We start from the raw sequence: 25,366 nt of genomic DNA, 5'->3' as shown, positions 1-25,366 counted from the left end.
CTTATAGGCCCTTCGGGCGGGTTCCGATCACGCCGCCGGCAGCGAGGTTCGCCAGTTCTTCGTCGGTCAGCCCGCACCGATCGCGCAGTACTTCTCCATTGTGCTCGCCCAGCAGCGGCGGTGGGCGAAGCAGCCACCGATCCTGTCCGGTAAGCGAAGCGAACGGCGGGCACGGATACAGGGCCGACCCGATGCTCGCGTGCTGCAGCTCTTCGAAAAAGCCCCGGTCGCGCAGTTGGGGATTCTCGGTCACCAGCGACGGCGAGACCACCGGCGCCGCAGGCACGCCCGCGCTCGCCAGCCGCTCCACCGTCGACTCCAGGGGCTGCGCGGCGAACCACTGCCGCAGCCGGTCGTCGATGTCGTCGGCGCGCTCGCGTCGTCCGTCGGCGGTGCCCAGACCCTCGTCACACCAGGCCGGGCGCCCCATCACATCGACGAGTGCGGACCACTGCTGGTCGTCGCGCACGGTGACCGCGATCCAATCGTCGTCGCCGGTACACCGGTACAGGTTCTGGATCAATCCCCCGAAACCACGATTGCCGTTGCGGCTCAGAGTCTTTCCGTATACCTCGTATTCGATCGCCTGTATCGCGGCGGCGTTGAGCACCGTCTCGAGCATCGGTAGCTCCAGCTGCTGACCCGTTCCGGTGCGTTCGGTGAAGCTCAGCGCGGCCAGCACGGCGAAGGCGGCGTGCACCCCGGCCAGCGGATCGCAGGCGCCGCGCGGCGCCACCGGCGGGGCATCGGGCAGTCCGGTCACCCAGGCCAGCCCGGCGAGCTGTTCCATCGTGGGGGCAAATCCGACCCGGTCGCGCCACGGGCCGTCCAACCCGAACGCGGGCATCCGGGCGACGACGAGCTTGGGATTGACCCCGAGCAGCACGTCGGCGGTCAGGCCGAACTGGTCCATCACGCGCGGTGAGAAGTTCTCGATCACGACGTCGGCACCGGCCACCAGTTTCTTGAACAGCCGCCGCCCCTCTTCGGAGCCCAAATCCAATGTGACCGAACGCTTGTTGGTGTTCATCGCGTGGAACACCCAGCCGTACTCCCACCAGTCGTCCACGTCCTTGCGCATCCCGCCGGAGTACCGAATGCCGTCGGGACGCTGGATCGACTCGACCTTGATCACCTCCGCGCCGAACGCCGCCAGCAGGTGGGTTGCCGCCGGCCCGGCCCAGAACGCGGTCAGGTCGACGATCCGGACCCCTTCCAGCGGCCGGGTCCGCGACGCCGCCTCGGCTTCGGGTCCCCTTGTGCGCCAGGGTGATTCGTCGTTGTCGGCGCCCGGAGCGGCGGTCTCGCCGACCGGGGCCGCCGCGCACGCCGACATCAGCCACGGCGCGCGGGGCTGATGAAAGCCGGCGGGGTTGCGCCGGAATACCCCGCGTTCGGTGGCGTATTCCATTTCCCGGATGGTGGCGCCGTTACCCAGTGCCGCGATCGGCAGCCGGAACAGTTGGCCGAGCTCGACGATCTCCGCGACGGTGCGTTCGGCCAACCACGGGCCGATCTGCTCGCGAATCAGGTCACGATAGGCCCACCGGCCGATCTGAAAACGCAGGTGCTCAATCTCTTCCAGGGCCGGGCACTCGACCATCGCCAGGAAGTCGAGCCATTGCTGACCGGTCACCATGGTGATCCCGACGTAGCCGTCCTTGGCCAGCTCGATCGACGGGACTTCGGTGGTGCGGCTGATCGGCGGCACCCGCAACAACTGCGAATGCAGCCATTCGCTGCTCTGCATCAGCGTCATCGCCTCGAGCATCGAGAGGTCGAGATGCTCACCGGGACCGCCGTGCTCGACGCGACGACGCACGGCCAGCGCGCCGAACGCGGCGAACACACCGCCCATGTACTCCCCCAGGTCGCCACCGATCGAGATCGGGGGCCCGGCCGGATCGCCGCGGAAACCGGGCGAGCCGGCCCATGCCTGCAGGGTGAACTCGCTGGCAGCGCGGTCGGCATAGGGTCCGGTCCAGCCGAAGTCGGAGATCGTGACGACTACCGCCTGCGGTGCGTCCGCGAGCAGCCGACGCGGATCGATGCCCAGCGCTGCGGCGCGCGACCGGCCGGCGGTGAGGATGATCACGTCGGCGGCCGCCAATTCGGCACGCAAACGCTGCGAGCCGGGCGCAAACGTCATGCTCTGCTTGCCGGCGTTGAGGTAGCTGTAGAACGGCGACGCCTGGTCGTCGGGCACCGGCGAACACGACGCCGAATAGCGCCGCAGCCAATCGCCTTGCGGCGGTTCGATTTTGCGCACCCGCGCCCCGGCGTCGACCAGCAACTTGCCGCAGTAGCTGCCAGCTATCCGGTCGCTGATCTCGACGACCCGCAGCTCGTGCAGCGGTGTCGGACGGTCGTCAGACCCCTGGCTCAATTGCATCCGCCCTTCCGATCGACACGCGATCAGAGATGCTATTTATATCATTACTGCTAAAATAGCTAAGCCAGCTGAGTGCGCGCTCGCCGCTCTTCCCGCTGCTCCTGCGAGGATTGGATGACCACCCTGGGAATTGGGCCCGATGCCCGTCGCCGGTTGTCGGCGCCGAGGATCGCCGAAATCGTAGCCGACGAACTGCGCCGGCAGATCATCGACGGCGACCTCGCCGACGGCGATCTGCTGCCGCGCCAGGAAGTACTGGTCGAACAGTTCAACGTCAGCCTGGTCTCGCTGCGCGAGGCGCTGCGCATTCTGGAGACCGAGGGCCTGGTGTCGGTGCGCCGCGGGAACCGTGGCGGCGCCGTCGTGCACGCACCGGCCAAGACCAGCGCGGCCTACATGCTCGGACTGTTGCTGCAGAGCGAGGCCGTTCAGGTCGAAGACCTGGGCATGGCGTTGCAGGAACTCGAGCCCGCGTGCGCCGCACTGGCGGCGCAGCGGCCGGACCGGGCGGACACCCTGGTGCCAGAACTCAAGCAGGTCAACGATTCGATGGCCGAGCACCTCGACGACGGACGACTGTTCACCGAAATCGGCCGCCAGTTCCACGATCTCATCGTGCAGGGCTGCGGAAACCACACCATCATCGCGGTCGTCGGCAGCCTGGAGACGCTGTGGAGCAGCCACGAGCGTCAATGGGCCGACGAGAGCGCGGCGCGCGGCACCTATCCCTCGCTGACCCAGCGGCGTGCGGTCCTCAACACCCACGTCAAGCTGGCCGAGACCATTGCGGAGGGCGACGTCGACCGGGCGCGGCGCATCGCGGGACGTCACCTCGCCGATACGCAGACCTATGTGCTGGCCGGTCGGCCCAGCCAACGGATCTATGCGCTTTCGCCGCAGGCTCATTCTCGTTCAGGGTCACGCCCGCGCGATCTCCGGCAGTCCTGAGGAAGCCACCCATCGACATGCGAACCGCGTTGGTCACCGGCGGCAGCGGCGGGATCGGAAAAGGCTGCGGGCGCAAGCTCGCCGAACTCGGTTACGACGTGGTCCTGGTGGCCCGCCGCGAGGATCCATTACGCGCGGCCGCCGAGGAGATCGGGGCCCGTCACATCGTGGCCGACGCATCCGATCCGGACGGATTCGCCACTGCGATAAGCACTTTGGAGACGGTCGACCTTGTCGTTCACGCCGCCGGCGCGCTCGGCGGAACGTATGCGCGCAAGCAGACTTTCGAGCAGTGGCAGACCATCATCAAAGCCAACCTGGATTCGTGCTTCGTGGTGACCGCCGCGATGCTGCCGCGGATGCACCCCGGATCCCGGTTCGTATTCATCTCGTCGTCGGCCGCTCACGAGCCGATGATGGCCCGCACCGCCTACTCCGCGTCGAAAGCCGGCATGAACGCGTTCGCCCGCGCCCTGGCGCTCGAAGTCGACCGCGACGGCATCGCCGTGCACATCGTCACGCCGGGCCCAGTGGAAACCGAGATGTTGGCCGACGTTCCCTTCGAGATGTTCGCGATTCAGATCTCCGATGTCGCCGGGGCGGTCGCCTGGCTGGACACCGTGGACCCGTCCGTCGATCTGCCGGAGATCCGGCTGTCCGCGGTGCAGCGGGGTCCCTACGCCCGGCCGCCGGTCGTTCCTAGCGAAGCCCGCCGCCGGCGTCAGGGAACGGCTTGATCACCGTTTCGCCGAACTCGTGCAGCGACTCCGGCTTCGCGAAATCAGCGAACCACACATAGAACCGCTCGACCCCCTGGGCGGCCAGGTCCGCGAAATGCCGGGTCAGCTCGTCCGCGTCACCGCATACCAGCCCCGCCCCGAGCACGCCGAAGCGCCGGGTGCTGACCTCGCGCACGGTCTCGGGGTCGGCACCCGAGTGTGCGAACCCGATCATCTGCTGCACCGAGATTCGGGCGCTGCCCACCGACGGGGCCAGCTTGGGCAGCCGGTCGATGTGGTCGGCCTGCAGGTTCCACCAATCCGCGTGATTGCGAACAAGTTCCATCATGCGAGGCCCGCTGCCACCCAGCACCAGCGGTATCGGATGGTTGCGCCTGGGTAACTGAACCGCGCCGTCGTCGCTGGCCGCCCCCTTGGTTTCATCGCCCCAGTACTGCCTGATCAGGGCCAGGTGACGGCCAAGCTGCACAACGCGGGCCACCGGATCCTGCTGACCGACATCGAATCTGGTGAACTCGGCGGGCCAGGATCCCGAACCCAGGCCCAGATCGAACCTGCCGTCCGATGCGTCCGACAGGGTGACGGCTTGCTTGGCGAGCACGGCTGGATGCCGAAAGGCGTCGCACAGCACCAGATGTCCGATCCGCAGCCGCTCGGTCTTGGCCGCCACCCAGGTAGCGACGGCCATTGCCTCCCAAATACTTTCGCCGGGCAGCCCGGGAGCCTCGAGGTGATCGATGAACGCCATTCCGTCGAAGCCACTGGCTTCGGCCGCCCGGGCCCGTTCCGTGATGTCGCCCACCGACAACCGCACCTGCGGCAGGAACAGATACCACTCGACCATGCGCCCACCTATGCTCGTGCCGATTGCAACAGCGCGGCTAGTTTACTATCTTTATTATGTTAGGGGTCTTATGGATGTCGGACTGACTTCGGATCAGCTGTCGCTGCGCGACACCGTGCGCGACATTCTGCGTACCGAATGTCCTCCCGATGCCGCCCGGCAGGCCCTGACGGACCCGGAGCGCTGGCGCGCTCTGTGGAAGACCGTAGTCGACTTGGGTTGGACCGAACTCGCTGCGCCCGCAGGCAGTGACTTCGGGCCCGTCGAGCAGGCCCTTGTTCTCGAGGAGTGCGGTGCCGCGTTGGCCCCAATTCCGTTGCTCAGCAGCGTCGGTTTGGCCGCGGGTGTATTGCGGTCCTGTGGTCTGGACAAGGAGCTCACCGATATCGCCGGCGGCGTCGTTGCCACCCTGGCGGTGCACGCCAAGGGATCTCGGCTGCCCGGGCCACCGCTGACACTGCGCGACGGACGGGTGCGCGGCCGGGCGGTCTCGGTCCCCAACGCGGCTCGGGCAGAGCTGATCGTCACGCTGGCCAAATCCCTCGACGGCTATGTCGCCGTGGTGGTGCGCACCGGCGACGGCGTGACGATCACCGCGGGCGAATCCACCGACCCCGCGCACCCGCTCGCCGACGTGGAGATCGACGCCGAACCCGTCGCCTTCGCGCCCGTCGACCTCGAGTCGGCCCTGACCGCACCGATGGTGGCCGTCGCAGCCGATCTGGTCGGCACCGCCAGCGCCGCTTTGCACCTGTCCGTCGAGCACGCGAAGTCGCGCCGTCAGTTCGGCACACCGATCGGGGCGTTTCAGGGAATCAAGCACGCGCTGGCCGACAACTATGTGGGCGTCGAGCGCGCCCGCAGCCTCACCTACGCGGCCGCGGCCGGCCTCGCCGATGCGAACACCGCACCCGCGGACGCCTGGACGGCCGCGGCATTGGCCAAGGCGGCGGCCGGTGACGCCGCGGCCAACTGTGCCCGCACCGCCGTCCAGGTGCACGGCGCGCTGGGGCAGACCTGGGAGCACGACGCCCACCTCTATGTCCGGCATGCCTGGCAGGGTGCGGCGCAGTTGGGAGACAGTCGCGCGCTCTACCACCAGGTGGGCTGCCGCTTCGTCGCCGGCGGTGCGGCATGACGACTCCATCCGAGGTGGTCGCCGAGTACGTCGACTGGTTAGCCGCATTCCTGCCCAACGACTACTACGAGAACTACCGCCGGTATCGCTGGGACATCCCGCTGCGCCGCGACCATCAGCGGGCCGCGTTCGAAGCCGGGTGGATCCAGCCGACCTGGCCGCGTGAGCATGGCGGCCGATCGCTGGGCCTGCGCGACGCGATGGAGATACGGATCGAGGGCGCCCTGCGGTCGGCGCCCAAGTTGCCCAACGTTCAAGGGCCGGGCGTCGCCGCGCCCGGCATCCGCGAGTTCGGCACGCCCGCCCAGATCGAGCGCCTGCTGGTGCCGCTGCTGCGCGGCGACGAATGGTGGGCGCTGGGCATGTCCGAACCGGAAGCCGGATCGGATTTCGCCGGACTGCGCACCCGCGCCGAGCAGGACGCAGACGTCTTCCGGGTCAACGGTCATAAGATCTGGACCACACAGGCCCACGAATCACGGTGGTGCACGCTGTATGCCCGCACCGATCCGGACGCGCCCAAGCACCGTGGCATCTCGTGCCTGATCCTCGACCTGCACTCCCCCGGCGTGCGCATCGAACCCATCCGGATGTCGTCGATCTCCGATGAGACGTTCTGCGAAGTCTTCCTCGACGACGTCGAGATCCCGGTGCAGAACCTGCTGGGCCCGGTCAACGGCGGCTGGAACGTCGCGCTGTCGTCGCTGCACCACGAACGCCAGATGATCTGGATCATGAACTGGGTCGAAATCAAGCGCGGACTCGACGCGGTGCGCGGGACAAGTCACGGCGCCGGCGAGGACGGCCAGGATCTGTGCGCCGAACTCGGGTCGCTGCTGGCCGACGCCGAAGCGCTGCGGGCCACCGGATACCGAGCACTGAGCAACGAACTGGCCGGCCGGAACAGCCCGGAAGCCGACATCATGAAGCTGCTCGGATCGGTTACTTTGCAACGGGTTTGGGAACTCGCCGCCGCCGCCGGAGGAGCGAGCTCGGCCAGCGACCCGGATCTGCTGTTCGAACGCCAGGACGCACTCGCCGCCACCATCTACGGCGGAACGTCGGAGGTGCAGCGCAACATCATCGCCGAGCGACTGCTCGGGCTGCCGAAGGGATAATGATGGATTACGACCTCGGCGACGACGCCGTCGAACTGCGACACCGCCTGCGGGAGTTAATCGCTCACCACGTGCCACCCGACTTCCTCGGGGCCTGCACGGAGGATCCGGCGGACCTCGCCACTACCGAGACGTTCTGCAAGCTGCTGGCCGTCGAGGGGCTGCTGGCGCTGGCCTGGCCAAAAGAGCATGGCGGCGGCGGTGGTTCGGTCTGGCAGCAGACCGTGCTACGCGAAGAGATGTGGGCCCAGCACGAGCCCCGCGGTCCGCAATACATGGGCATCAACTGGGTCGGTCCGGCACTGATGCGCTATGGCACCGAAGAGCAGAAGGCCAAACACCTGTCGGCTATCGCCTCTGGCGATGTGATTTGGTGCCAAGGCTTTTCCGAGCCGGAGGCCGGATCCGACCTGGTCTCGTTGCGTACCCGCGCCGTTCCCGACGGCGAGGGTTGGCGCATCACCGGCCAGAAGGTGTGGACGTCGTACGCTCAGATGGCGTCGTGGTGCGTACTCGCGACGTGCACCGATCCCGACGCGCCAAAGCACAAGCGGCTCACCCTTTTTCTGATCCCGATGGATCGACCCGGATTAACGGTACGGCCGATCCCGTCGATGCTGGGCCCGCATCACCTCAACGAGATGTTCCTCGACGACGTGCCGGCGCATCCCGGTGACGTCCTCGGTGAGCCCGGTGACGGCTGGCGGGTGATGCGCGAAGCGCTCGCGTTCGAGCGCGTCGGCATCGCACGCTATGCACGCTGCGAGTCGCTGCTGCACCGCATGCAACGCGAGCTGGGCGAGGACTGGGACCGGCTGCCCGAATCACTTCGGGCGCGGTGGGTCCGGGCACTTGTCGATTTGCGAGTGGCCAGGCTGCTGGCATACCGCGCGGTGTCGCTGCAGGACGACCCATCGGCGGGGGCGGCGGCCAGCGCCGCCCGCATCGCGACCACCACCTGCGATCAACAGGTCGCCGAGCTGCTGTTCGACGTGCTGGGACCGATAGCGCTGGACAGCGGGGCGTCGTCGGCACTGCACGGGGCGATTGAAGACCATTGGCGCTACGCACAAGCGGCCACCGTGGCATCGGGCACCATCGAGGTGCAGCGGATGCTGGTCGCCCGAGACGCTCTGGGAGAACGCCGGTGAAAACCACACTGCCACAAGATATTAACGACTTCGCGGCCGTCGCCGCCAAGCGATTCGACCGGCTGGGCGGACCACCGGCCGCGCTGCGGGCCGAGCAAGACGACAGCGTGCGGGACGCGGCGCGCGGCGCCCTAAGCGAGCTCGGCGCGTTCGAACTCGACGTCCGGTCCGATCCCGACGACGTGCTGGCCGCGGCGGTGCTGTGCCAAACCGCCGGTGCGCACGCGCTGCCCTATCCGCTCGTCGAGGAGCTGCTGGCGATCGACGGTGCCCGGCTGGCCCTGGTCAACCCCGAGGCGCCGCGCATCGACCACGGCGACCTGCCCGGCGACTGGATCGCCGCCGACCTGGACGGCAATCGCTATCGGCTACAGATCGCGTCGCGAACCAGCGCCAAATTGGGGCCGTTCCTGGTGCCGGCCTCAATCAGCGCACCCGACGGGACAGTTCCGGCCGCCGACGTTAATCTTCATCTCGTGCTGGGATCATGGCGGATTCTGGGAGCGATGCAGCGATCGCTGCAGATCGTCACCGACCATGTGCAGGCCCGCATCCAGTTCGGCAAACCGCTGGCGGACTTCCAGGCCGTCCGATTCGCCGTCGCGGATGCCTCCGTCGCGGTACGCGGCCTGCACGAACTGGCGAAATACACCATTTGCCGCCCCGAATCGCTGCCGGCGCAGGTGCATTCCGCAGACGCGCTGGTGCTGCGGTTCAAGGCCACCGACACCGCACGGCAAGTGCTGCGCACCTCGCACCAGCTGCTTGGGGCGCTGGGTTTCTGCGACGAGTCCGATGTCAGCGTGCTCGACCGGCACACCCAGCCGCTGATCCGCCTTCCCCTGGGCGCCGAGGCCCTCGGGCTGCGCCTGATCGCCGACGTCCGCGACGGCTCGCTGGAGACCCTGTTCAGCGAACCGGTTTCGGAGCCCGCATGACGACGGAGTCCGCCACGGCCGGGGTGACGCCGAATCCTTTCGAAGACGGAGTCCCGTTCGGAACCAAACTGGCCGAGCTGGCCGAGGAGCTGGGCGACAAGCCCGCGGTGACGATTGTCGCGCTGGACGGCACCGCCCAGACGCTGAGCTTTAGCGAGCTCGAAGCCCGCGCCAACCAGTGGGGACGGGCGCTGGCCGCCTGCGGAGCTGAAACGGGTTCGCTTGTCGCGCTTGCTATCCCGAACTCACAACACCTGGTGCTGGCCGCGCTGGGGTGTTGGAAAATCGGCGCGGTCCCGATTCCCATGCACTGGGATCTGCCCGAATGGGAGCGGGATCGGGTGCGCGCGGTGATCGACCCCGCCGTCGTCGTCGACGAAGACACCCGATGGGAGTTGGAAGCCCGGGCCGCCGGGGAATCGACCAGCCCCCTGCCCGAGGCAGTTTCCCCCCATGCCAACGGAATCTGTAGCAGCGGGTCGACGGGCGTACCCAAAGTGATCCTCAGCTTGGCTCCGTCGCTGTGGATACCGCAGCACGGCGAACCCTTTCTGTCCAACTGGACGCCGGTGGACAAGCCGCAGACGATCCTGGTGCCCGCACCGATGTATCACACCAACGGCTTCGCGACCTTCCTGATGCTGCTCAGCGGCGACCATCTGGTGATCCTCGAAAAGTTCGATGCGGCAGTGTTTGTCGATGCGATCGAGCGGTATCGGGTCACCAACTTCACGGCCACGCCGACCATGCTGGCGCGCATCGCGGCCCTGCCCGACATCCGGCAGCGCGACCTGTCCAGCGTCGTGTTCATCCTGCAGGGCGCCGCGGTGATGCCGCCGTCGCTGCTGCACACCTGGTTCGAGCTGCTCAGCCCCGAGCAGATCGTGACGGCCTACGGCATGACCGAGAATCTCGGCCTCACCGCATTACGCGGTGACGAGTGGCTGGCGCACCCCGGCAGTGTCGGACGCGGCTTCCGCGACACCGAGATCCGGATCCTGGATGCCGACAAGAACCCGCTGGGCCCCGGCGAACACGGTGAGGTCTACCTGCGCTCGGTGATGAGCGCGGGCTACCGGTATCTGGGCGGGGCGCCGCCGCTGCCGTCGACCGACGACGGATTCCGTTCCGCCGGCGACATCGGTCATCTCGACGAGGACGGCTTTCTCTACATCGTCGACCGGCGGGTCGACATGATCGTCAGCGGCGGTGCGAATGTCTTTCCCGCCGAAGTCGAGTCGGCGCTCGCGGGGCACCCCGGCATCGCCGACGTCGTGGTCATCGGACTCGCCGACGAGCGGTGGGGACGCCGCGTGCACGCGGTCGTGCAAGCCGCCGACGGCGCGGAGCTCACCGAGCAGCAGGTGATCGAGCACGCCAAGGACCGGCTCGCACCTTACAAGGCGCCCAAGACGGTCGAGTTCGTCGATGCGATACCTCGGACCGCGGCGACGAAGGTCAATCGCTCGGCGATGATCAAGGCCCGGGAGGGCTGAGGATCGACGTCGTTGATCGCCGCGTGTAGCGGTAACCCGCGGCGGGCGACGGTTCCACAGGCAAAAGTTGTCGGACCCGCTTTGTATGATCGAACGTATGTTCGAGCGGTGCGAAGAATCGGCAGCAGTGATCGATCGGATCTGCGCGGCGTCGCTTGCGGAGAACCGGGCGGCCGGTGCGCGGCTCGCGGCGATCGGAGAACTCGACGCGTTACGGCTGCGCGAGTGCGGGGAGCGGGAGTCCTGGGTGAGCGACACCTGGGACGCGATTTCGGCGGAGGTCGCGGCGGCGCTGAATATCAGCCAGGCGCTCGCGTCGAGTTATCTCAACTATTCACGAGCCATGCGAAATCGACTGCCCCGCATCGGCACCGCGTTGATCGCCGGCGAGATCAGCTATTCGACGTTCCAGACGATCGTGTATCGCACGGACCTGATCACCGACTCCGACGTGATGGCAGCAGTCGACACGGAGCTCGCGACGAGGGTGCGACGGTGGCCGTCGATGACTCGCGGCCGGCTGAGCGCGGCGGTGGATCGAGTCGTAGCGCGGGCAGACCGCGACGCGGTGCGCCGCGCCCGTGAGCAGCAGGCGGATCGCGAGTTCTCACTCTGGGACGGCGGCAACGGCTTGACCGAGGTGTTCGGACGGCTCGTCACCACCGACGCCCGTGTGGTGGATGCACGGTTAAATGCATTGGCGCACAGCGTGTGTGACGGAGATACGCGCACCGTGAAGCAGCGCCGGGCCGATGCCTTGGCGGCACTGGCGGCCGGTGCGGAAAGACTCCGGTGCCGGTGCCGGCAGCCGACGTGTCCCGCCGCCACATCGCCGGTACCGAGCCCCGTGGTGATCCACGTAGTAGCCAGCCAGTCCAGCGTCGACGGGACCGCACCGGAGCCCGCCGCGCTGATCGGCACCGATGCCCTCATCCCGGCCGAGTTGGTTGCGCAACTGGCGGATTCGGCAAGGCTGCGCCCGCTGACCCAGCCCGGCTGTGCGCCGGCGGAACGCGGGTACGTTTCGTCGCAGGCACTGGCCGATTTTGTGCGCTGCCGGGACCTGACCTGCCGGTTCCCCGGCTGCGACAAGCCGGCCACCGAAACCGATCTCGACCACACCATTCCGCATGCGCAAGGCGGCGCCACCCACGCATCAAACCTGAAATGCCTTTGCCGCCAACATCATTTGGTCAAAACATTTTGGGGATGGCGAGATCGGCAGCTCCCCGACGGCACGGTCATCTGGACGTCGCCGTCCGGGCGCACCTACGTGACCACTCCCGGCAGCGCACTGCTGTTTCCCGACTTGTGCGCGCCTACCGGCGAGGTGGTTGCGCGCGTTCGACCCGAGCCGTGCACCGATCGCTACGCCATGATGCCGCAGCGGCGCCGCACCCGAGCCCAAAGCCACGCCAACTACGTCACCGCCGAACGACGGCTAAACCGGCAAGCCCGCGAGCGACTCCAGACCGCCTCGGCCGCAACACAGCTCACGCCACAGGGCCGACTGCCCGACGGCGAGCCACCACCCTTCTAGACGTGGTGGCCGAAGACGTCTTCCATGACTTCACCGACCGCGGCCAGCGAACGGCTGGAGTGTTGCTTGACCAGTACGTGGCCGCCCAGTACGACGATGGCGATCGGCAGCTCGACGGCCCCGAACACCAGCAAGGCAGTCAGTCCCGCGACGTAGACGATGTCGTGCTTGTCGGGCCGGTGGAACCTTCCGATGATCGGCAAATCGATCGACCGTGTCTCCAGCTCCCGCAGGGTGCGCAGGGTCCGGGCGCGCTTGGAGTTCGGGTGCGCCTCGGCGTAGGCCGCCCACCGCTGCGCAAAGGTCGGTCCGAAACGGAGCTCTTCCTGCAGCTCTTCCTGCAGCTCTTCGTGGAGCTCATCGTGCAGCTCGTCATGGAGTTCGTCATGCAATTCGTCGTGCAGCTCGTCATGGAGCTTGTCCGAGTCGGAATCCGTTGCAGCCGAGCCGTTTTGTTCTTCGTCCAGCGTGGTCATGTCTGTCTCTCTCCGTTGTGTCGTCGGTTAACCGGCTGGTGTGAGTGCCAATTGGTGTGCCCGGTCACCCTTGGCGCCATTGCCGCTGTCCATACCCGGGAGCTCCTGGGCCCACGTCGTGAGCGAACCCACCATGTTGTTCAAGACGTTGTCGGCCTCCCCGCCGTACTTCGATACGCGTTTCCCGATCATCGACGCCATCCGGATCAACAGGTCCGGCTTGGCCGCCGTGAGCACGGTCAGCGCCGCGGCCGGGGCCACACCTTCGATCCACCCCAACGGACCCAGCGGCACACAACCGACGAGTTGGCTCAGACCTGGGGTTGTGATCAGGGCGGCCATCGCGACGAAAGTGCCGGCGACAGTGCTGACCACGAGCGGATCGCGCGAATCCAGCAACGTCTGGCCGAGCTGCGTGGTGACCAAGCCCACCAGACCGACCGTCGCCGCACGCTGCGGGGCGGCGCGGGTAAAGGTGGCCAGGCTCCACGAGGCGCTTGCGCCAATCGTGGTGGCGGCGCCGCGGATAGCGACGGTCTCCATCAGATCGTCCATGTTGATCCCGCGCTCCGACGGCGGTCGCATGTTGCGCACCGCGCTCACCGCGACGGCCGTCGTGGGAAAGACGTCGGTCAGAATGTTCACCAGCAGGATCTGCCGTGCTGTCAGCGGCGCCATGCCCCGGACCATCGTCCCGTACATGTTGAAAGCCACTTCGCCGGCGTTGCCGCCCAACAACATTCCAACCGCGGCCTGCGCTTGCTGCCACAGCCGGTGCCCTTCCTCGATCGCCTCGAGAAGGCTTCCGACGCGGCCCTCGGTCAGCACCACGTCCGCGGCGCCGCGCGCCGGGTCGCTGCCGTGCGAGGACACACCCACGCCCACGGCCGCTGCACGGATGGCCGCGGCGTCATTGGCGCCGTCGCCCACCATCGCGGTCACGACCCCGGAATTGCTGATCTGCTGGACGATCTGGACCTTCTGCTCGGGCGACATGCGCGCATAGATCACATTGGTCTTGACGACCTCGGCCCGCTCGGCGATCGACAACCGCTCCCAGCGCGCGCCGGTGATGATGCAGTCCTCGGGGACGTCGAGCCCGATCTCGCGCGCGATCGCGCGCGCGGTAGCCGGGTGGTCACCGGTGATCACGCGCACACCGATGTCCCGTTTAGCCAGCCCAAGCAGGAGCTCCCGCGCGTCGGGCCGCGGCGTGTCGGTGATCCCAAGGAAGCCCAGCAGGCGAAGTCCGTTGCGGCACAACGGTTCCAGGCCCTTGTCCTGAGCGATCTCGAGCTCATCCTCAGTCAGCGTCTTGTCGGCGACCGCGATCACCCGAAGGCCCTGTGTCGCCATGCCGTGGACGTGTGCCAACAGCTCCTCGCGAAGGTCGTCGTCTAGACCCTCGACGCACGCCGAGAGGACGATTTCCGGTCCACCCTTGACCGCCAGGGTGTCGCCGTCCAGCCCGGCCGCGTAGGCCCGGCCGGCGCGGAACGGCAGTTCGCGGTCGCGCTTCGGCTGGCTTCCGGCCCGGTTGACCACCGCGGCATCCGTCGCCTGCAGCGGAGCGTGCTCGGTCAGCGCCACCGGGGTGGCCAGTGCCGCGCGCTCGAGAATCACGTCCTCGTCGAAACCCGGCTGTGCGGAGATATTCGTTACCACCAACCGGTTTTCGCTGAGCGTCCCGGTCTTGTCGAAGCAGACCACCTCGACGCGACCCAGCGTCTCGACCGACCGCGGCGCACGGACCAGAACATTGCGCTCGGTCAATCGCCTGGCCGCCTCGCGCTGAGCCAGCGTCGCCACCAACGGGAGGCCTTCCGGCACCGCGGCGACCGCGCAGTACACCCCGCTGGTGACGGCCTCCTTGATGCCCGATCCCCGCAGCAACGCGGTGGCAATCACGCCCACACCACCGGTGAGGGTCCACGGCAGCACCTTCGCGGTCACCGCCGCCAGCTGGGCGTGCAGGCCCACCTCGTCGCGCCGCCGCGGAGCCAGGGCCATGGCCCGGCCCGCGGCGGTCGCGTCGCCGACCGCGACGACCACCGCGCGGCACACGCCGCTGAGCACCGTCGAGCCCTCGTAGATCATGCAGGCGCGTTCGGCCAGTGGACGACCCGGCGTCGGTGCGGGGTTCTTGGTCACCGGCAATGACTCACCGGTCAGCGACGATTCGTCCACCTCGACGGCGACCGCGCGGAGCACGCGGGCGTCGGCGGGGACCAGCTCGCCGGACCGGACTTCGACGATGGTTCCCGGCGTCAATTGCTCGGTGGGTACGAGTTCGAACTGGTCGGGGCCGGTGACGACGCGTGCGGGCGGCGTCTGGGCGCTGAGCATCCTGTTCAGCTGACGATCCGAGCTGAGTCGCTGCGCCGCAGCGATCGCGGCGCTCCCAACGAGCACGATCCCGACGAGCACACCGTCCATCGGCGAACCGACGAGCGCGCTCGCCATAGCGCCGGTGGCAAGGATCGGGGTGAGCGGATCCTGCATCTCGTGCCACATCGCGTCCACGACTTCTTTACCGCTGTCCGCGAGTCTGGCGACCAGCGCCTGTGTCCCGGTTTTCGGCAGCTGTGGCACGGCAGCGACGGGACCGTTGGCGAGCTCAGGCCACAGCACCCGAATCTGTTCGTGCGCCTGGTCGGCATCCAGCGCATGCCATTCGGTGTCGGCGGCAGCGGCCGGATCGGGCTGCATCGCCACCCCCCGCCCGATCACGTATCCGGGGATCAGCGCGATGGCGGCGGCCGCGATGCTGGGCCGCACGCCCGCTGCCCGAACCCCGGGCAACAACGTCAGCGAACCCAGAAGCGTTCCGGCAGCGGCCAACTCGACGCCTCGCCGCGCGGCCGATTTGGCCGCGGGGATGGCATCGATAATCCGGCAGGCAACCTTCAGATTCGGAATCAGGACGTCGGCCGTCCATGCGGGCGCCGCCCGCCCGGCCGGCCAAACCCCCAGCGCGAGGTCCGCGGCCGCGAAGGCGAGCCGAAGGTCACGCCCGATCACCGCGACGATCTTTCCGTCGGCCTGCAATTGCCGGACCGCTCCGAAGATGGTGAGGTCCACGTCGTCGTTGTCGAACGGCAGCAGTTCGTCGAACGTCCCGCGCAGGTGGCCGGCATCGGCCTGATCCACCGAGATGAGCTTGAGATCGGCGCCACGCGCCGCGGCCATCAGTGGTTCGGCGTACGGGTCGGCGTTGCGCGCCACCACGACCTCGAGGTCCTCCAGCTCCGGCAGCTGATGCGCGGGTGACAACGAGCAACCGGTGTGGACGCCCGGGCCGAGCAGACCGTCGTTGACATCCGTTTGGGCGCACTGCCATACCTTCGTGCGCAGTTCGCCGTCGACGCCGCTGATCTCGGCAACGCGCATGGTCTCACCGATCAGCACCGCGGGCTCGACGATCAGCACATCGACACCGTCGAGGCGGCGGATCGCGTCGGGTCGCATCACCAGCGTGTGGTGGTAGCGGTTCAGGCCGGCGCAGAACGTGGTGGCGAACGACTCACGGGCGTAGTTGAGCGCCCGCGGCGCGGCGACGATGACCGCCTCGCTCGCCAGCATCGCGCCGCCGCTGACCGTCAGGGCGATGGCGCCGGCAAGGCCCGCCGCGGTTGCTGCACGGGCGTAGTTCTCCGAGGCGGTGTCCGGCACCGGACGGGGCCGTGACGTTTCCGGGTGCGGCTCACACTGCGCGCTGAGCGCAAGGTGGGGTTCGTGCTCGTTCCAGGCTTCCACGGCCGACAGCGCCTCAATGAGGCGCAGGCTCCGAAGGCACATGTCGGCGGCGATCACCGACGGGGTGTGGCCGAGCGACTGGGTGACGGCGGTGCCCAACGCGAGCAGTGCGTCGGCGCGCCCGCGCCCGAGGGCCCGCTCGAAGACCCGGCGGACGTCGGGCTGCGCCTCGGCGAATGTGGTCGCGGCGGCGAAGGCCCGCGGCAGTCTCGGCATCCGCGTCACCTGCAAGATCGTGGTCACACCGAGCGAGATGGCCTTGGCCCCCAGCAGACTCATCCGGTTGACGACCTCCGCGCCATCCCCGGGGATATCGATCACCGACAACCGGTGCGCGGTCTGCGAACCGAACTCGTCGGCCGGCTTGTTTCGATCGGCCTTGGCAGTGAAGGCCCGTTCGATTGCCTCCACCATCAGCGCCAAATCGTCTACGGTAGGCCCGTTTTCGTCGAGGTCGACGATCAGGCGCGACAGCGGCCAGTTCACCTGGGTGCGTGCGACGCCGATGGTGCTGCCGATCGTCCTCTCCAGGACGGTCTCGTAATCGGACGAGCGGGTCGCCTCGGGCATACGCAGCTCAATCCACCCCCGGCCATTGCCGGACCAGCGGCGGCGGGGACGGTCCCCGCCCAACAACTCAGCTGCCGCGGCTGCGCCGCCTGCGACCACCATTCGAAGCCCCGAGACGATCGGCTCGATGACCATAGTGCGCTTTACGCCCTCTCGCGATAGTTAGCTTTGACATTGCAGATTCACGCAGCAGACTCGTCGAAGTAGTACGTGCGTGCTACACCGTAGGGACTGAGAGGATCTAAGAGCGCGACTTAGAGCTTCTGAAAAGCAAACGGACGACAAATTATTGCCCACGCACACAACAATTCGAATCTTGGGAGGCCACAGTGACGCTCATCGAACGAGCCACTAAATCGGCGAACTCGGTTGCCGACCAAACGGTTTCAACAGTTAGCCAGATCGGGACCGCGGTCGCCGAGGGCGTCGTCGTTACAACGAGGGACATTCGCACCGGAATGCGGGAGGGCCACATCCGCCCCCGGACCGCCGTCGTCGCCGCGGCGGTCGGCCTGATCGCCGTCGTCGAATGGCCAATCCTGCTCGCTGCCGGCGGTGTCGCGCTGCTCGCCAGCAAACTGAAGAAGCGGTCTCCCGAGACCGAAACCGAGGGCGCAACCGAGATCGAGACGATCGACATCGAGACCGACACCCCCGAATAGGCTTTCGCCCGATCCCGGCGGCCGGGCACACCGCGGCCGACACCCCACGGCACGCTGGCCCGCGCGGTAACCTCATTCTCGACGCGCACGCATTGCGCGACGGAAGGGGACCTAGCGCACATGACCGCCCCCAGCGAGGAAGCCGAGGTGACGCGCGGCGACCGCTTCATCAAGACGGCCGTGGAGATCCTGCGTGAGACCGGGCGCACCGACTTCACCGTGCAGGAGATCGTCGCCCGCTCCAAGACCTCGCTGCGGGCCTTCTACCAGCATTTCAGCAGCAAGGACGAACTGCTGCTCGCGCTTTTCGACAGGACCATTTCGCTATCGGTACAGACCTGGCGCGCCGAGACCAACGGGCTGGACAGCACATCCGCGCTGAAGCTGTTGCTCGACCGCATCGGCCAGCAACCGGAATCGAGCACCCAGGACAGCCTGAACCGGGCGCTGGGTCTCTATAACCAGCATCTGGCCGAGACGCGCCCCCGCGAATACGCCCGCGTGCTGTCCCCCTTGCATCAACTGATTCGCGACATCGTCGGGCAGGGCATCACCGAGGGGGTGTTCAACCCGGGGCTCGATGTCGCGGCGTCGGCGGCCATCGTCATGCAGACGATCATGGGAACGCAGCGGTTGCATTGGCTGGGCACCGAATTGAACGGAACCCCGGTCGACGCCGGCCAGCTGTACGACTTCCTCAGCCGCGCGCTGGGCATCCGCGACACCGACGACGAGACCGGCCCGCCCTCGCTGGCCGAGCTGTTCGCCCAAATCGGCCTGCGCGCGGGCTCCCGCAACGGCGAATTCGCGATGACGATGCCGGTAAGTCCGAACGTGGTCAACACTTCTGGGGCACTACAGGGTGGACTGATCGCCACCCTCGTCGACGTCGCGGGGGGCCAGTACGGGCTGGATTTTCTAGAGCCGGGCACCACCATGACGACCGCGGATCTGTTCGTCCGCTATCTGCGCCCGATCCGGCAAGGCGCCGCGTTCGCGGTGCCCCGGATGCTGCGCGCCGGCCGGCGGGCGATGGTCATGCAAATCGACATCTACGGCGACGGCGACGACGAGGTGGCCGCGACGGCGACGGTGAATTTCGCCATCATCAACGGTGCGACACCCAAGGGTCTCCGGGCGGACACCTGACACCGGTACACGGTATTGCGGGCAAGTGGTAACGTCGTTACCACCCAAAGAGAATCCAGCCCTCAAGGAGATCGCTATGCCGTCTCGCGAGCTTCCCTTCCCCGTATTCGACGCCGATAACCACATGTACGAGCCGCAGGAGGCGCTGACCAAGTTCCTGCCGGAGAAGCGCAAAAACGTGATCGACTACGTGCAGGTTCGCGGTCGCACCAAGATCGTGGTGCGCGGACACATCAGTGACTACATCCCCAACCCCACCTTCGAGGTGGTGGCCCGTCCGGGCGCCCAGGAGGACTACTTCCGCAACGGCTCGCAGGGCAAGAGCTACCGCGAGATCCTCGGCGAACCGATGAAGGCCATCCCCGCGTTCCGCGAGCCGGGCGCCCGCCTCGAAGTGATGGACGAGCTGGGTATCGACTACGCCCTGATGTTCCCGACGCTGGCCAGCCTCGTCGAAGAACGCATGAAGGACGACCCGGAGATGACCCACGACGTCATCCACGCACTCAACGAGTGGATGCACGAGCAGTGGTCCTTCAACTACAAGGACCGCATCTTCGCCACCCCGGTCATCACCCTGCCGATCGTCGACCGCGCGCTCGAGGAGCTGGAATGGTGCCTGGAGCGCGGCGCCCGCACCGTTCTTGTCCGCCCGGCGCCGGTGCCCGGCTACCGCGGCAGCCGGTCGTTCGGTCTGGAAGAGTTCGATCCCTTCTGGCAGGCCTGCGTGCGCGCCGAGATCCCGGTCTCGATGCACGCCTCCGACAGCGGCTACTCCGAGCTGCTCAACATCTGGGAGCCCGGCGACGAGTTCCTGCCGTTCAAGCCGACCGCCTTCCGCAGCCTGGCGATGGGCCACCGGCCGATCGAGGACGCGTTCGGCGCCCTGATCTGCCACGGCGCCCTGACGCGCAACCCCGACCTGCGAATCCTGTCCATCGAGAACGGCGCCGACTGGGTGCCGACCCTGTTCAGGGGCCTTAAGGGCGTCTACAAGAAGATGCCGCAGGCATTCGCCGAGGACCCGATCGAGACGTTCAAGCGGTGCGTCTACGTCAGCCCGTTCTGGGAGGACCGGTTCGCCGAGATCGTCAACATGGTCGGCACCGACCGGGTGGTCTTCGGATCGGACTGGCCGCACCCCGAGGGCCTGAAAGACCCGATCACTTTCGTCGACGAGCTCGCCGCCTTCAGCGACGAGGACAAGGCGAAGATCATGGGCGGCAACCTGATGGAGCTGATGAAGGTCTCCCAGCCGGCCAAGAAGCCCGTCTCGGCCTGATCCGGGCCTGATCCCGCTACCTTGTAGCGCCCGCCTCCGAGCGACGTCCCGTCCAGGTTGTCTCTCGGAGGTGGGCTCTTTTGTGTGTCCTGGTCAAAAGCGGGACTATAGACGCGGCCTTCGACCTTGCTATAGAAAAGAATCTTCCCTCCGAACACGGATGCCGTGCACCGGCGTCCAGGACGGTCCCGACGATGTGGCCGGGTAAGGAGCGCACGATGAATCTGGCTCCGGTCGAGTCATCAGTGACCAGAGTGACGCTAAGCCCCCGGTTGGTTTCCGAGCTGGGCGATCCAGGCAGCACGCTGCGGGCGGCAACCCAACGCAGCGGCGCGGTCGTGATCATCCGCGCGGGCGGCGAGGTCGACGCCTCCAACGAGCACACCTGGCGGGGGCTGGTCGAGGAGGCGGCCGCGGTCGCCGCGGCACCGGGCCCCTTCATCGTCGACATCAGCGGCCTTGATTTCATGGGGTGCTGCGCGTTCGCGGTCCTGGCCGCCGAATCGCAACGATGCCGTGCTCGCGGCCTCGCATTACGGCTGGTCAGCTGCGATCCCAGCGTTGCCCGGGTCATCCAGGCGTGCAATCTCGGCGGCGTATTGCCCCTGCATCCGACCATCGACACCGCGCTGGCCACGTCGGTGGCCTGAGAGCGGGTAATCGAGGTCACCGCCCGTTAGCAAACTGATGCGTGAGGCACCCCCCAGCAATTGCTAATCTAATTACTTGCGTGTGTCGAATAGAACACCACGCATTGTTGGATTTCTCGGTCCATAACGGCCCGCAGGGAGGCTCAGGAGGGACGGCCATATGGTGGCCGAAAAGGACTGGGACAAGATTGTCGGTGCGGCTGATGACGTGCGTCGCATCTTCGAAAAGGTCCCGGCGATGCTGATCGGTCTGGAAGGGCCGGAACATCGCTTTGTCGCGGCCAACGCCGCCTACCGCGCCCTGAATCCGGTGCTCAACCCGGTGGGAATGCTGGCGCGTGAGGTCTATCCCGAGCTGGAGAGCCAGCAAATCTTCCAGATGCTCGACCGGGTCTATGAGACGGGCGAGCGGCAATCCGGGGTCGAGTGGCGGCTGCAGGCCGACTTCGAAGGAACCGGAGTCGAGGAACGCTACTTCGACTTCCTCGTGACGCCACGCCGCCGCAAGGGCGGAGCGATCGAGGGCGTACAGATCATCTTCGACGACGTCACGGATCGCGTGCAGGCGCGGTTGGCCACCGAGGCCCGCATCGAGGAACTCTCCGAGCGCTATCGCAACGTCCGCGATTCCGCCATCGTCATGCAGCAAGCGCTGCTGGCCTCGTCCGTGCCCGTGGTTCCCGGCGCCGACATCACCGCGCAGTACCTCGTCGCCACCGAAGACACCGCGGCCGGCGGCGACTGGTTTGACGCGATACCGCTCGGGGACCGGCTGGTGCTCGTCGTCGGCGACGTGGTCGGCCACGGCGTCGAAGCCGCGGCGGTCATGTCGCAGTTACGCACCGCGCTGCGGATGCAGATATCGCAGGGCTTCAGCGTCACCGAAGCGCTCGAAGCCGTCGACCGCTTCCACGAGCAGGTGCCTGGGTCGAAATCGGCCACGTTGTGCGTGGGCTCGCTCGACTACGCCACCGGTGAATTCCAGTACTGCACCGCCGGGCATCCGCCGCCGCTGGTGGTGAGCGCCGCCTCGACCGCGCGTTACGTGGAACCGTCGGGAGCCGGTCCGCTCGGCAGCCGCGTCGGCTTTCCGGTACGCAGCGAAACGCTGGACATCGGCGATTCGATCCTGCTGTATTCCGACGGCCTGATCGAGCGGCCCGGGCGCCCGCTGGGCGCCAGCACCGCGGAATTCGCCGACCTGGCCGCCAACATCTCCGCCGGTGTCGGCGGGTTCGTCATCGATGCACCGACGCGAACCATCGACCGCATCTGTTCGGAGACGCTCGAATTGCTGCTCCGGTCAACCGGCTACAGCGACGACGTCACACTGCTTGCCGCGCAGCGCCGCACTCCCCCGGCTCCGCTGCACATGACGCTGGACGCGACGATCCACGCCGCACGCACCGTGCGCTCCCGGCTTCGCGGCTGGCTCTCCGAGGTCGGCGCCGACGCCGACGACATCTCCGACGTCGTGCATGCGATCTCCGAGTTCGTCGAGAACGCGGTCGAACATGGTTACGGCACAGAGGTTTCCGACGGCGTCGTCGTCGAGGCATCGCTGTCCGGCGATGGCAACCTGCATGCCGCGGTGATCGACCGCGGACAGTGGAAGGATCACCGTGAAGGCGAACAGGGTCGCGGGCGCGGGCTCGCGATGGCAGAGGCGTTGGTTTCCCAGGCCCTCATCACCCGCCGCGACGATGGGACGACGGCCAGCCTGACGCACCGTCTATCACGGCCGGCCAACTTCGTCACCGACACGATCGTCAGCCGGGCAGCCCACCGCCGGGCCATCGACAACGAATTCGTCTCGACCGTCCGCGAGTCCGGCCACATCGTCGTCAGCGGTGACGTCGACTCCAACACCGCGTCCACGCTCGACCGCCTGATTGCCGTCGAAAGCCGTTCGGGCATAGCCCCTTTGACGATCGACCTTAGCGCCGTCACCCACCTGGGGTCCGCGGGCGTCAGCGCGCTTGCGGCCGCCCGTGACCGGGCGTTGCGGCAGGGTGGCGACTGCGTACTGATCGCCCCGCCCGGCAGCCCCGCGCATCACATCTTGTCGATGGTCCAGATGCCCGTCAGCAGCGGCGACAGCGAGAACGTCTTCGCTGAAGACTAGTTCTTCCCGTGCCGCACCTGATTGAACGGTACCCCTCGGTCGGCGGCGTATTCGCGCGGGAAGCCCAGCACCCGCTCCCCGATCACGTTGCGCGCCATCTCCGTTGTGCCGCCACCGATGGCGACGCTTTGGCGCACCAGGTACCGCAGTCCGGCCTCCAGGCCGTCGCCGATCTCCCCGACCACACCGGCTGCCCCCGCGACCGCCATCGCGGTGTCGAGGTCCACCTGGACGGTCTCGGCGTGGAAAAGCCGAATCAGCGTGCCGGCCGCCGGCGGCAGCACACCATCACGGACATTGCGCGACACGTGATCGATCAGCTGCTCGGCCACCATCCGGTGCACCAGCGCCCGGCCGGCCATCTCGCGGACGCGTTTGTTGTCGGCCTGACCGGTCTTCTCCAAAAGCCCAACGTAGTCAACGGGATTGGCGTTGCCGCCCTCGCTGCCGCTGCCGCTGGCGAACTCCGAACCCTGGCCGACTGCCCGCCGCTCGTGATACAGCTGACGTGAGGCCACCGCCCAGCCGCCGTTGACCTCGCCCACCACGGCTTCGTCGCCGACGTCCACGCCGTCGAAGAACTCCTCGCAAAACTCCGTCGAGCCGCTGAGCATTGTGATGTGGCGCAACGTGATTCCTGGGTGATCGATCGGCACCAGGAACATTGTCAAGCCTTCGTGCTTGGGCACATCCCAGTTGGTGCGGGCCAGGCACAGGCCGTAGTCGGCGGCGAACGCACTGGTGCTCCAGGTCTTGGCGCCATTGATCACCCATCGGTCACCCTGGCGTTCGGCCCGGGTGATGACGCCGGCCAGATCCGATCCGCCGCTCGGTTCGCTCAGCAGCTGCACCAGCACCTCGTCGCCGCGCAGCGCGGCGGCGATGTGCTGCTTCTTCTGCTCTTCGGTACCGGTGTCGAGCAGAGTGGCGCAGCAGATGGTGAACGTCGGGATGTTGAGGATCAACGGCAGCTCGTAGCACAGGGATTCGTCGTCGAACGCCTTCTGGTAGGCGTAATCCAGACCCAGGCCGCCGTATTCTCGCGGGAAGCAGATGCCCGCGAATCCGCCTTCGTAGAGCCGCTTTTGCAATTCCCGGGCGCGTTTCCAGGCGTCCTCGTCGTCACGCGGTGCCGGCGGCGGCGAATCGGGGTCGATGCGAGGCATGTTGTCCGCCAACCACGCTCGGGCGCGGGCGGCGAACTCCGCAACGGATTCGGTGATCTGGTCGTGCGTCATTTCGCGGTACGGCCCGCTTTCTCTGACTCATACACCCGCAAGTTGTGTTCTTCCGGGGTTCCGAACAAGGAGCGGTACAACGTAACTCGCCTCAGGTAGAGGTGTAGATCGTGTTCCCAGGTGACCCCGATGCCGCCGTGCATCTGTACGCAGCCCTGGACGATGCGCCCCGCCATCTCTGAAACGTAGGACTTCGCGACGCTGGCCGACAGGCCCGCGGCGGGTGAGCGCTCCGCGATGTCGGCAACCGCCGCGGCCGTGGTGGCGCGGCACGCTTCCAGCCACAGCTTCATGTCGGCGAAGCCGTGTTTGAGCGCTTGGTAGGACGCCAGCGGACGGCCGAACGTGTGCCGGTCCAGCGCCCACTGAACGGTGAAGTCGAACACCGTTTGCACGACGCCGACCACCTCGGCACATTGCAGCATCTGAGCGATCTGGCTCTGCCGGTCGATCAGCGCGGCCGTCTCGGCGGCGCTGCCGACGGCCGCGGACGAGTCCACGACCACCCCGTCGAAATGCACTCGCGCGTATTGCTTGACCAGATCGACCGACTGCTGCGGCTCGACCCGAACCCCGGGCGCGTCCGTCGGGACCAGGAACTGACGAACCTCGCCGCCGCAGCGCGCCACCACGAGCAGTAGGTCACTCTGGGCGCCCGCCTCGACGCGGTCCTTGGTGCCATCAAGACGGTACGTGCGATCGCCCGCGTCAGTCTGGGTCGCGGTCACCGACGGGTCCAGCGGCTCCCAGCCGCCGCCGGGTTCCGAGACCGCCCAGGACGCCACGGTTTCGCCGGTGATCAGCGCCTCGATGACCGCCGCGTGCGATTGCGCATCGGCGCATTCGGCCAGCGCGGTGAGCACGACGCTGACCGGGTACAGCGGGCCGGGTGCGACGGTCTTGCCGAGCAATTCGGCGACCGCGGCCAGATCCTCGACACCGCTGTGCGAGACGCTGCCCCCGCCCAACTCCTCTGGAACCAGCAGGCCGGTCCAGCCGAGCTCCGCGGCGCGCCGCCACCAGGCCGGGTCGAAGGAAACCCCCGCCGCGTGCAGCTCCCGCACGCGAGACAGCGGCGCTTCCTTCTGCAGAAACGATTGCGTTGTCGAAACGAAGAGTGCCTTTTCAGGCGAGTCCACGGCCGTCATGACAC

Annotated in this window: 19 protein-coding genes; 13 read left to right on the top strand and 6 right to left on the bottom strand. The window is 67.3% G+C overall.

Features of this window, described 5'->3' with window-relative positions; genetic code table 11:
* Position 1 precedes the first annotated feature (1 nt).
* The gene (locus SKC41_RS16250) at positions 2–2,392 is read right to left on the bottom strand and encodes a CaiB/BaiF CoA-transferase family protein (RefSeq protein WP_330978511.1); all 2,391 of its coding nucleotides are present in this window, start codon (positions 2,390–2,392) and stop codon (positions 2–4) included.
* Between the two features lie 114 nt (positions 2,393–2,506).
* On the opposite strand from SKC41_RS16250, the gene SKC41_RS16245 reads away from it, so the two are divergent.
* Together SKC41_RS16245 and SKC41_RS16240 are read left to right on the top strand one after the other, a co-directional pair.
* Positions 2,507–3,340 carry a FadR/GntR family transcriptional regulator gene (locus SKC41_RS16245; protein WP_330978510.1) on the top strand — a complete coding sequence of 278 codons (834 nt, stop codon included), beginning with the start codon at positions 2,507–2,509 and terminating at the stop codon, positions 3,338–3,340.
* A 17-nt stretch (positions 3,341–3,357) separates the two neighbouring features.
* Positions 3,358–4,077, top strand: coding sequence for an SDR family oxidoreductase (locus SKC41_RS16240; RefSeq protein WP_330978509.1), 720 nt, complete (start codon positions 3,358–3,360; stop codon positions 4,075–4,077).
* Here SKC41_RS16240 and SKC41_RS16235 read toward each other — a convergent pair.
* A complete protein-coding gene (locus tag SKC41_RS16235) occupies positions 4,040–4,924 on the bottom strand; it encodes an LLM class flavin-dependent oxidoreductase (protein ID WP_330978508.1) in 885 nt (294 codons plus the stop codon). The genes SKC41_RS16240 and SKC41_RS16235 overlap by 38 nt on opposite strands.
* A gap of 70 nt (positions 4,925–4,994) precedes the next feature.
* On the opposite strand from SKC41_RS16235, the gene SKC41_RS16230 reads away from it, so the two are divergent.
* The 6 genes from SKC41_RS16230 to SKC41_RS16205 all read left to right on the top strand — a co-directional run bounded on the left by SKC41_RS16230 (position 4,995) and on the right by SKC41_RS16205 (position 12,305).
* Positions 4,995–6,062: an acyl-CoA dehydrogenase family protein gene (locus SKC41_RS16230; RefSeq protein WP_330978507.1), complete on the top strand. Its 1,068-nt coding sequence runs from the start codon at positions 4,995–4,997 to the stop codon at positions 6,060–6,062.
* Positions 6,059–7,180, top strand: coding sequence for an acyl-CoA dehydrogenase family protein (locus SKC41_RS16225; protein WP_330978506.1), 1,122 nt, complete (start codon positions 6,059–6,061; stop codon positions 7,178–7,180). The genes SKC41_RS16230 and SKC41_RS16225 overlap by 4 nt, the downstream gene beginning before the upstream one ends.
* Before the next feature lie 2 nt (positions 7,181–7,182).
* The gene (locus SKC41_RS16220) at positions 7,183–8,331 is read left to right on the top strand and encodes an acyl-CoA dehydrogenase family protein (RefSeq protein WP_330978505.1); all 1,149 of its coding nucleotides are present in this window, start codon (positions 7,183–7,185) and stop codon (positions 8,329–8,331) included.
* Entirely contained in the window at positions 8,328–9,269 is a 942-nt protein-coding gene (locus SKC41_RS16215) for an acyl-CoA dehydrogenase family protein (protein ID WP_330978504.1), read from the top strand. The genes SKC41_RS16220 and SKC41_RS16215 overlap by 4 nt, the downstream gene beginning before the upstream one ends.
* Complete coding sequence (locus SKC41_RS16210; RefSeq protein ID WP_330978503.1) at positions 9,266–10,765, top strand: class I adenylate-forming enzyme family protein; 1,500 nt, start codon at positions 9,266–9,268, stop codon at positions 10,763–10,765. The genes SKC41_RS16215 and SKC41_RS16210 overlap by 4 nt, the downstream gene beginning before the upstream one ends.
* 97 nt (positions 10,766–10,862) lie before the next feature.
* The gene (locus SKC41_RS16205) at positions 10,863–12,305 is read left to right on the top strand and encodes an HNH endonuclease signature motif containing protein (protein WP_330978502.1); all 1,443 of its coding nucleotides are present in this window, start codon (positions 10,863–10,865) and stop codon (positions 12,303–12,305) included.
* Here SKC41_RS16205 and SKC41_RS16200 read toward each other — a convergent pair.
* Both SKC41_RS16200 and SKC41_RS16195 read right to left on the bottom strand, forming a co-directional pair.
* Complete coding sequence (locus SKC41_RS16200) at positions 12,302–12,781, bottom strand: hypothetical protein (protein ID WP_330978501.1); 480 nt, start codon at positions 12,779–12,781, stop codon at positions 12,302–12,304. The two genes, SKC41_RS16205 and SKC41_RS16200, sit on opposite strands and share 4 nt — an antisense overlap.
* Positions 12,782–12,808: 27 nt before the next feature.
* On the bottom strand, positions 12,809–17,242 hold the full coding sequence (locus SKC41_RS16195; protein ID WP_330978500.1) for a cation-translocating P-type ATPase: 4,434 nt from the start codon (positions 17,240–17,242) through the stop codon (positions 12,809–12,811).
* A 194-nt stretch (positions 17,243–17,436) separates the two neighbouring features.
* On the opposite strand from SKC41_RS16195, the gene SKC41_RS16190 reads away from it, so the two are divergent.
* The 5 genes from SKC41_RS16190 (at position 17,437) to SKC41_RS16170 (ending at position 22,975) form a co-directional block, all read left to right on the top strand.
* A complete protein-coding gene (locus SKC41_RS16190) occupies positions 17,437–17,769 on the top strand; it encodes a hypothetical protein (protein WP_330978499.1) in 333 nt (110 codons plus the stop codon).
* A gap of 120 nt (positions 17,770–17,889) precedes the next feature.
* Positions 17,890–18,918, top strand: a complete 1,029-nt coding sequence (locus SKC41_RS16185) for a hotdog fold thioesterase (RefSeq protein WP_330978498.1) — start codon at positions 17,890–17,892, stop codon at positions 18,916–18,918.
* A gap of 76 nt (positions 18,919–18,994) precedes the next feature.
* On the top strand, positions 18,995–20,200 hold the full coding sequence (locus tag SKC41_RS16180) for an amidohydrolase family protein (RefSeq protein WP_330978497.1): 1,206 nt from the start codon (positions 18,995–18,997) through the stop codon (positions 20,198–20,200).
* A 218-nt stretch (positions 20,201–20,418) separates the two neighbouring features.
* Positions 20,419–20,850 (top strand): anti-sigma factor antagonist, encoded by a 432-nt coding sequence (locus SKC41_RS16175; protein ID WP_330978496.1) that lies wholly within the window; start codon positions 20,419–20,421, stop codon positions 20,848–20,850.
* Positions 20,851–21,010: 160 nt separating this feature from the next.
* Positions 21,011–22,975 (top strand): SpoIIE family protein phosphatase, encoded by a 1,965-nt coding sequence (locus SKC41_RS16170; RefSeq protein ID WP_330978495.1) that lies wholly within the window; start codon positions 21,011–21,013, stop codon positions 22,973–22,975.
* Here the strand turns inward: SKC41_RS16170 and SKC41_RS16165 are convergent.
* Both SKC41_RS16165 and SKC41_RS16160 read right to left on the bottom strand, forming a co-directional pair.
* Positions 22,972–24,213, bottom strand: coding sequence for an acyl-CoA dehydrogenase family protein (locus tag SKC41_RS16165; RefSeq protein ID WP_330978494.1), 1,242 nt, complete (start codon positions 24,211–24,213; stop codon positions 22,972–22,974). The genes SKC41_RS16170 and SKC41_RS16165 overlap by 4 nt on opposite strands.
* Positions 24,210–25,361 (bottom strand): acyl-CoA dehydrogenase family protein, encoded by a 1,152-nt coding sequence (locus tag SKC41_RS16160; protein WP_330978493.1) that lies wholly within the window; start codon positions 25,359–25,361, stop codon positions 24,210–24,212. The genes SKC41_RS16165 and SKC41_RS16160 overlap by 4 nt, the downstream gene beginning before the upstream one ends.
* Positions 25,362–25,366 lie beyond the last annotated feature (5 nt).

This window comes from Mycobacterium sp. 050128, assembly GCF_036409155.1.
Lineage (GTDB): Bacteria > Actinomycetota > Actinomycetes > Mycobacteriales > Mycobacteriaceae > Mycobacterium.
Note: the sequence above shows the minus strand (reverse complement) of the source record. Positions and strands in the feature narration are given on the sequence as shown.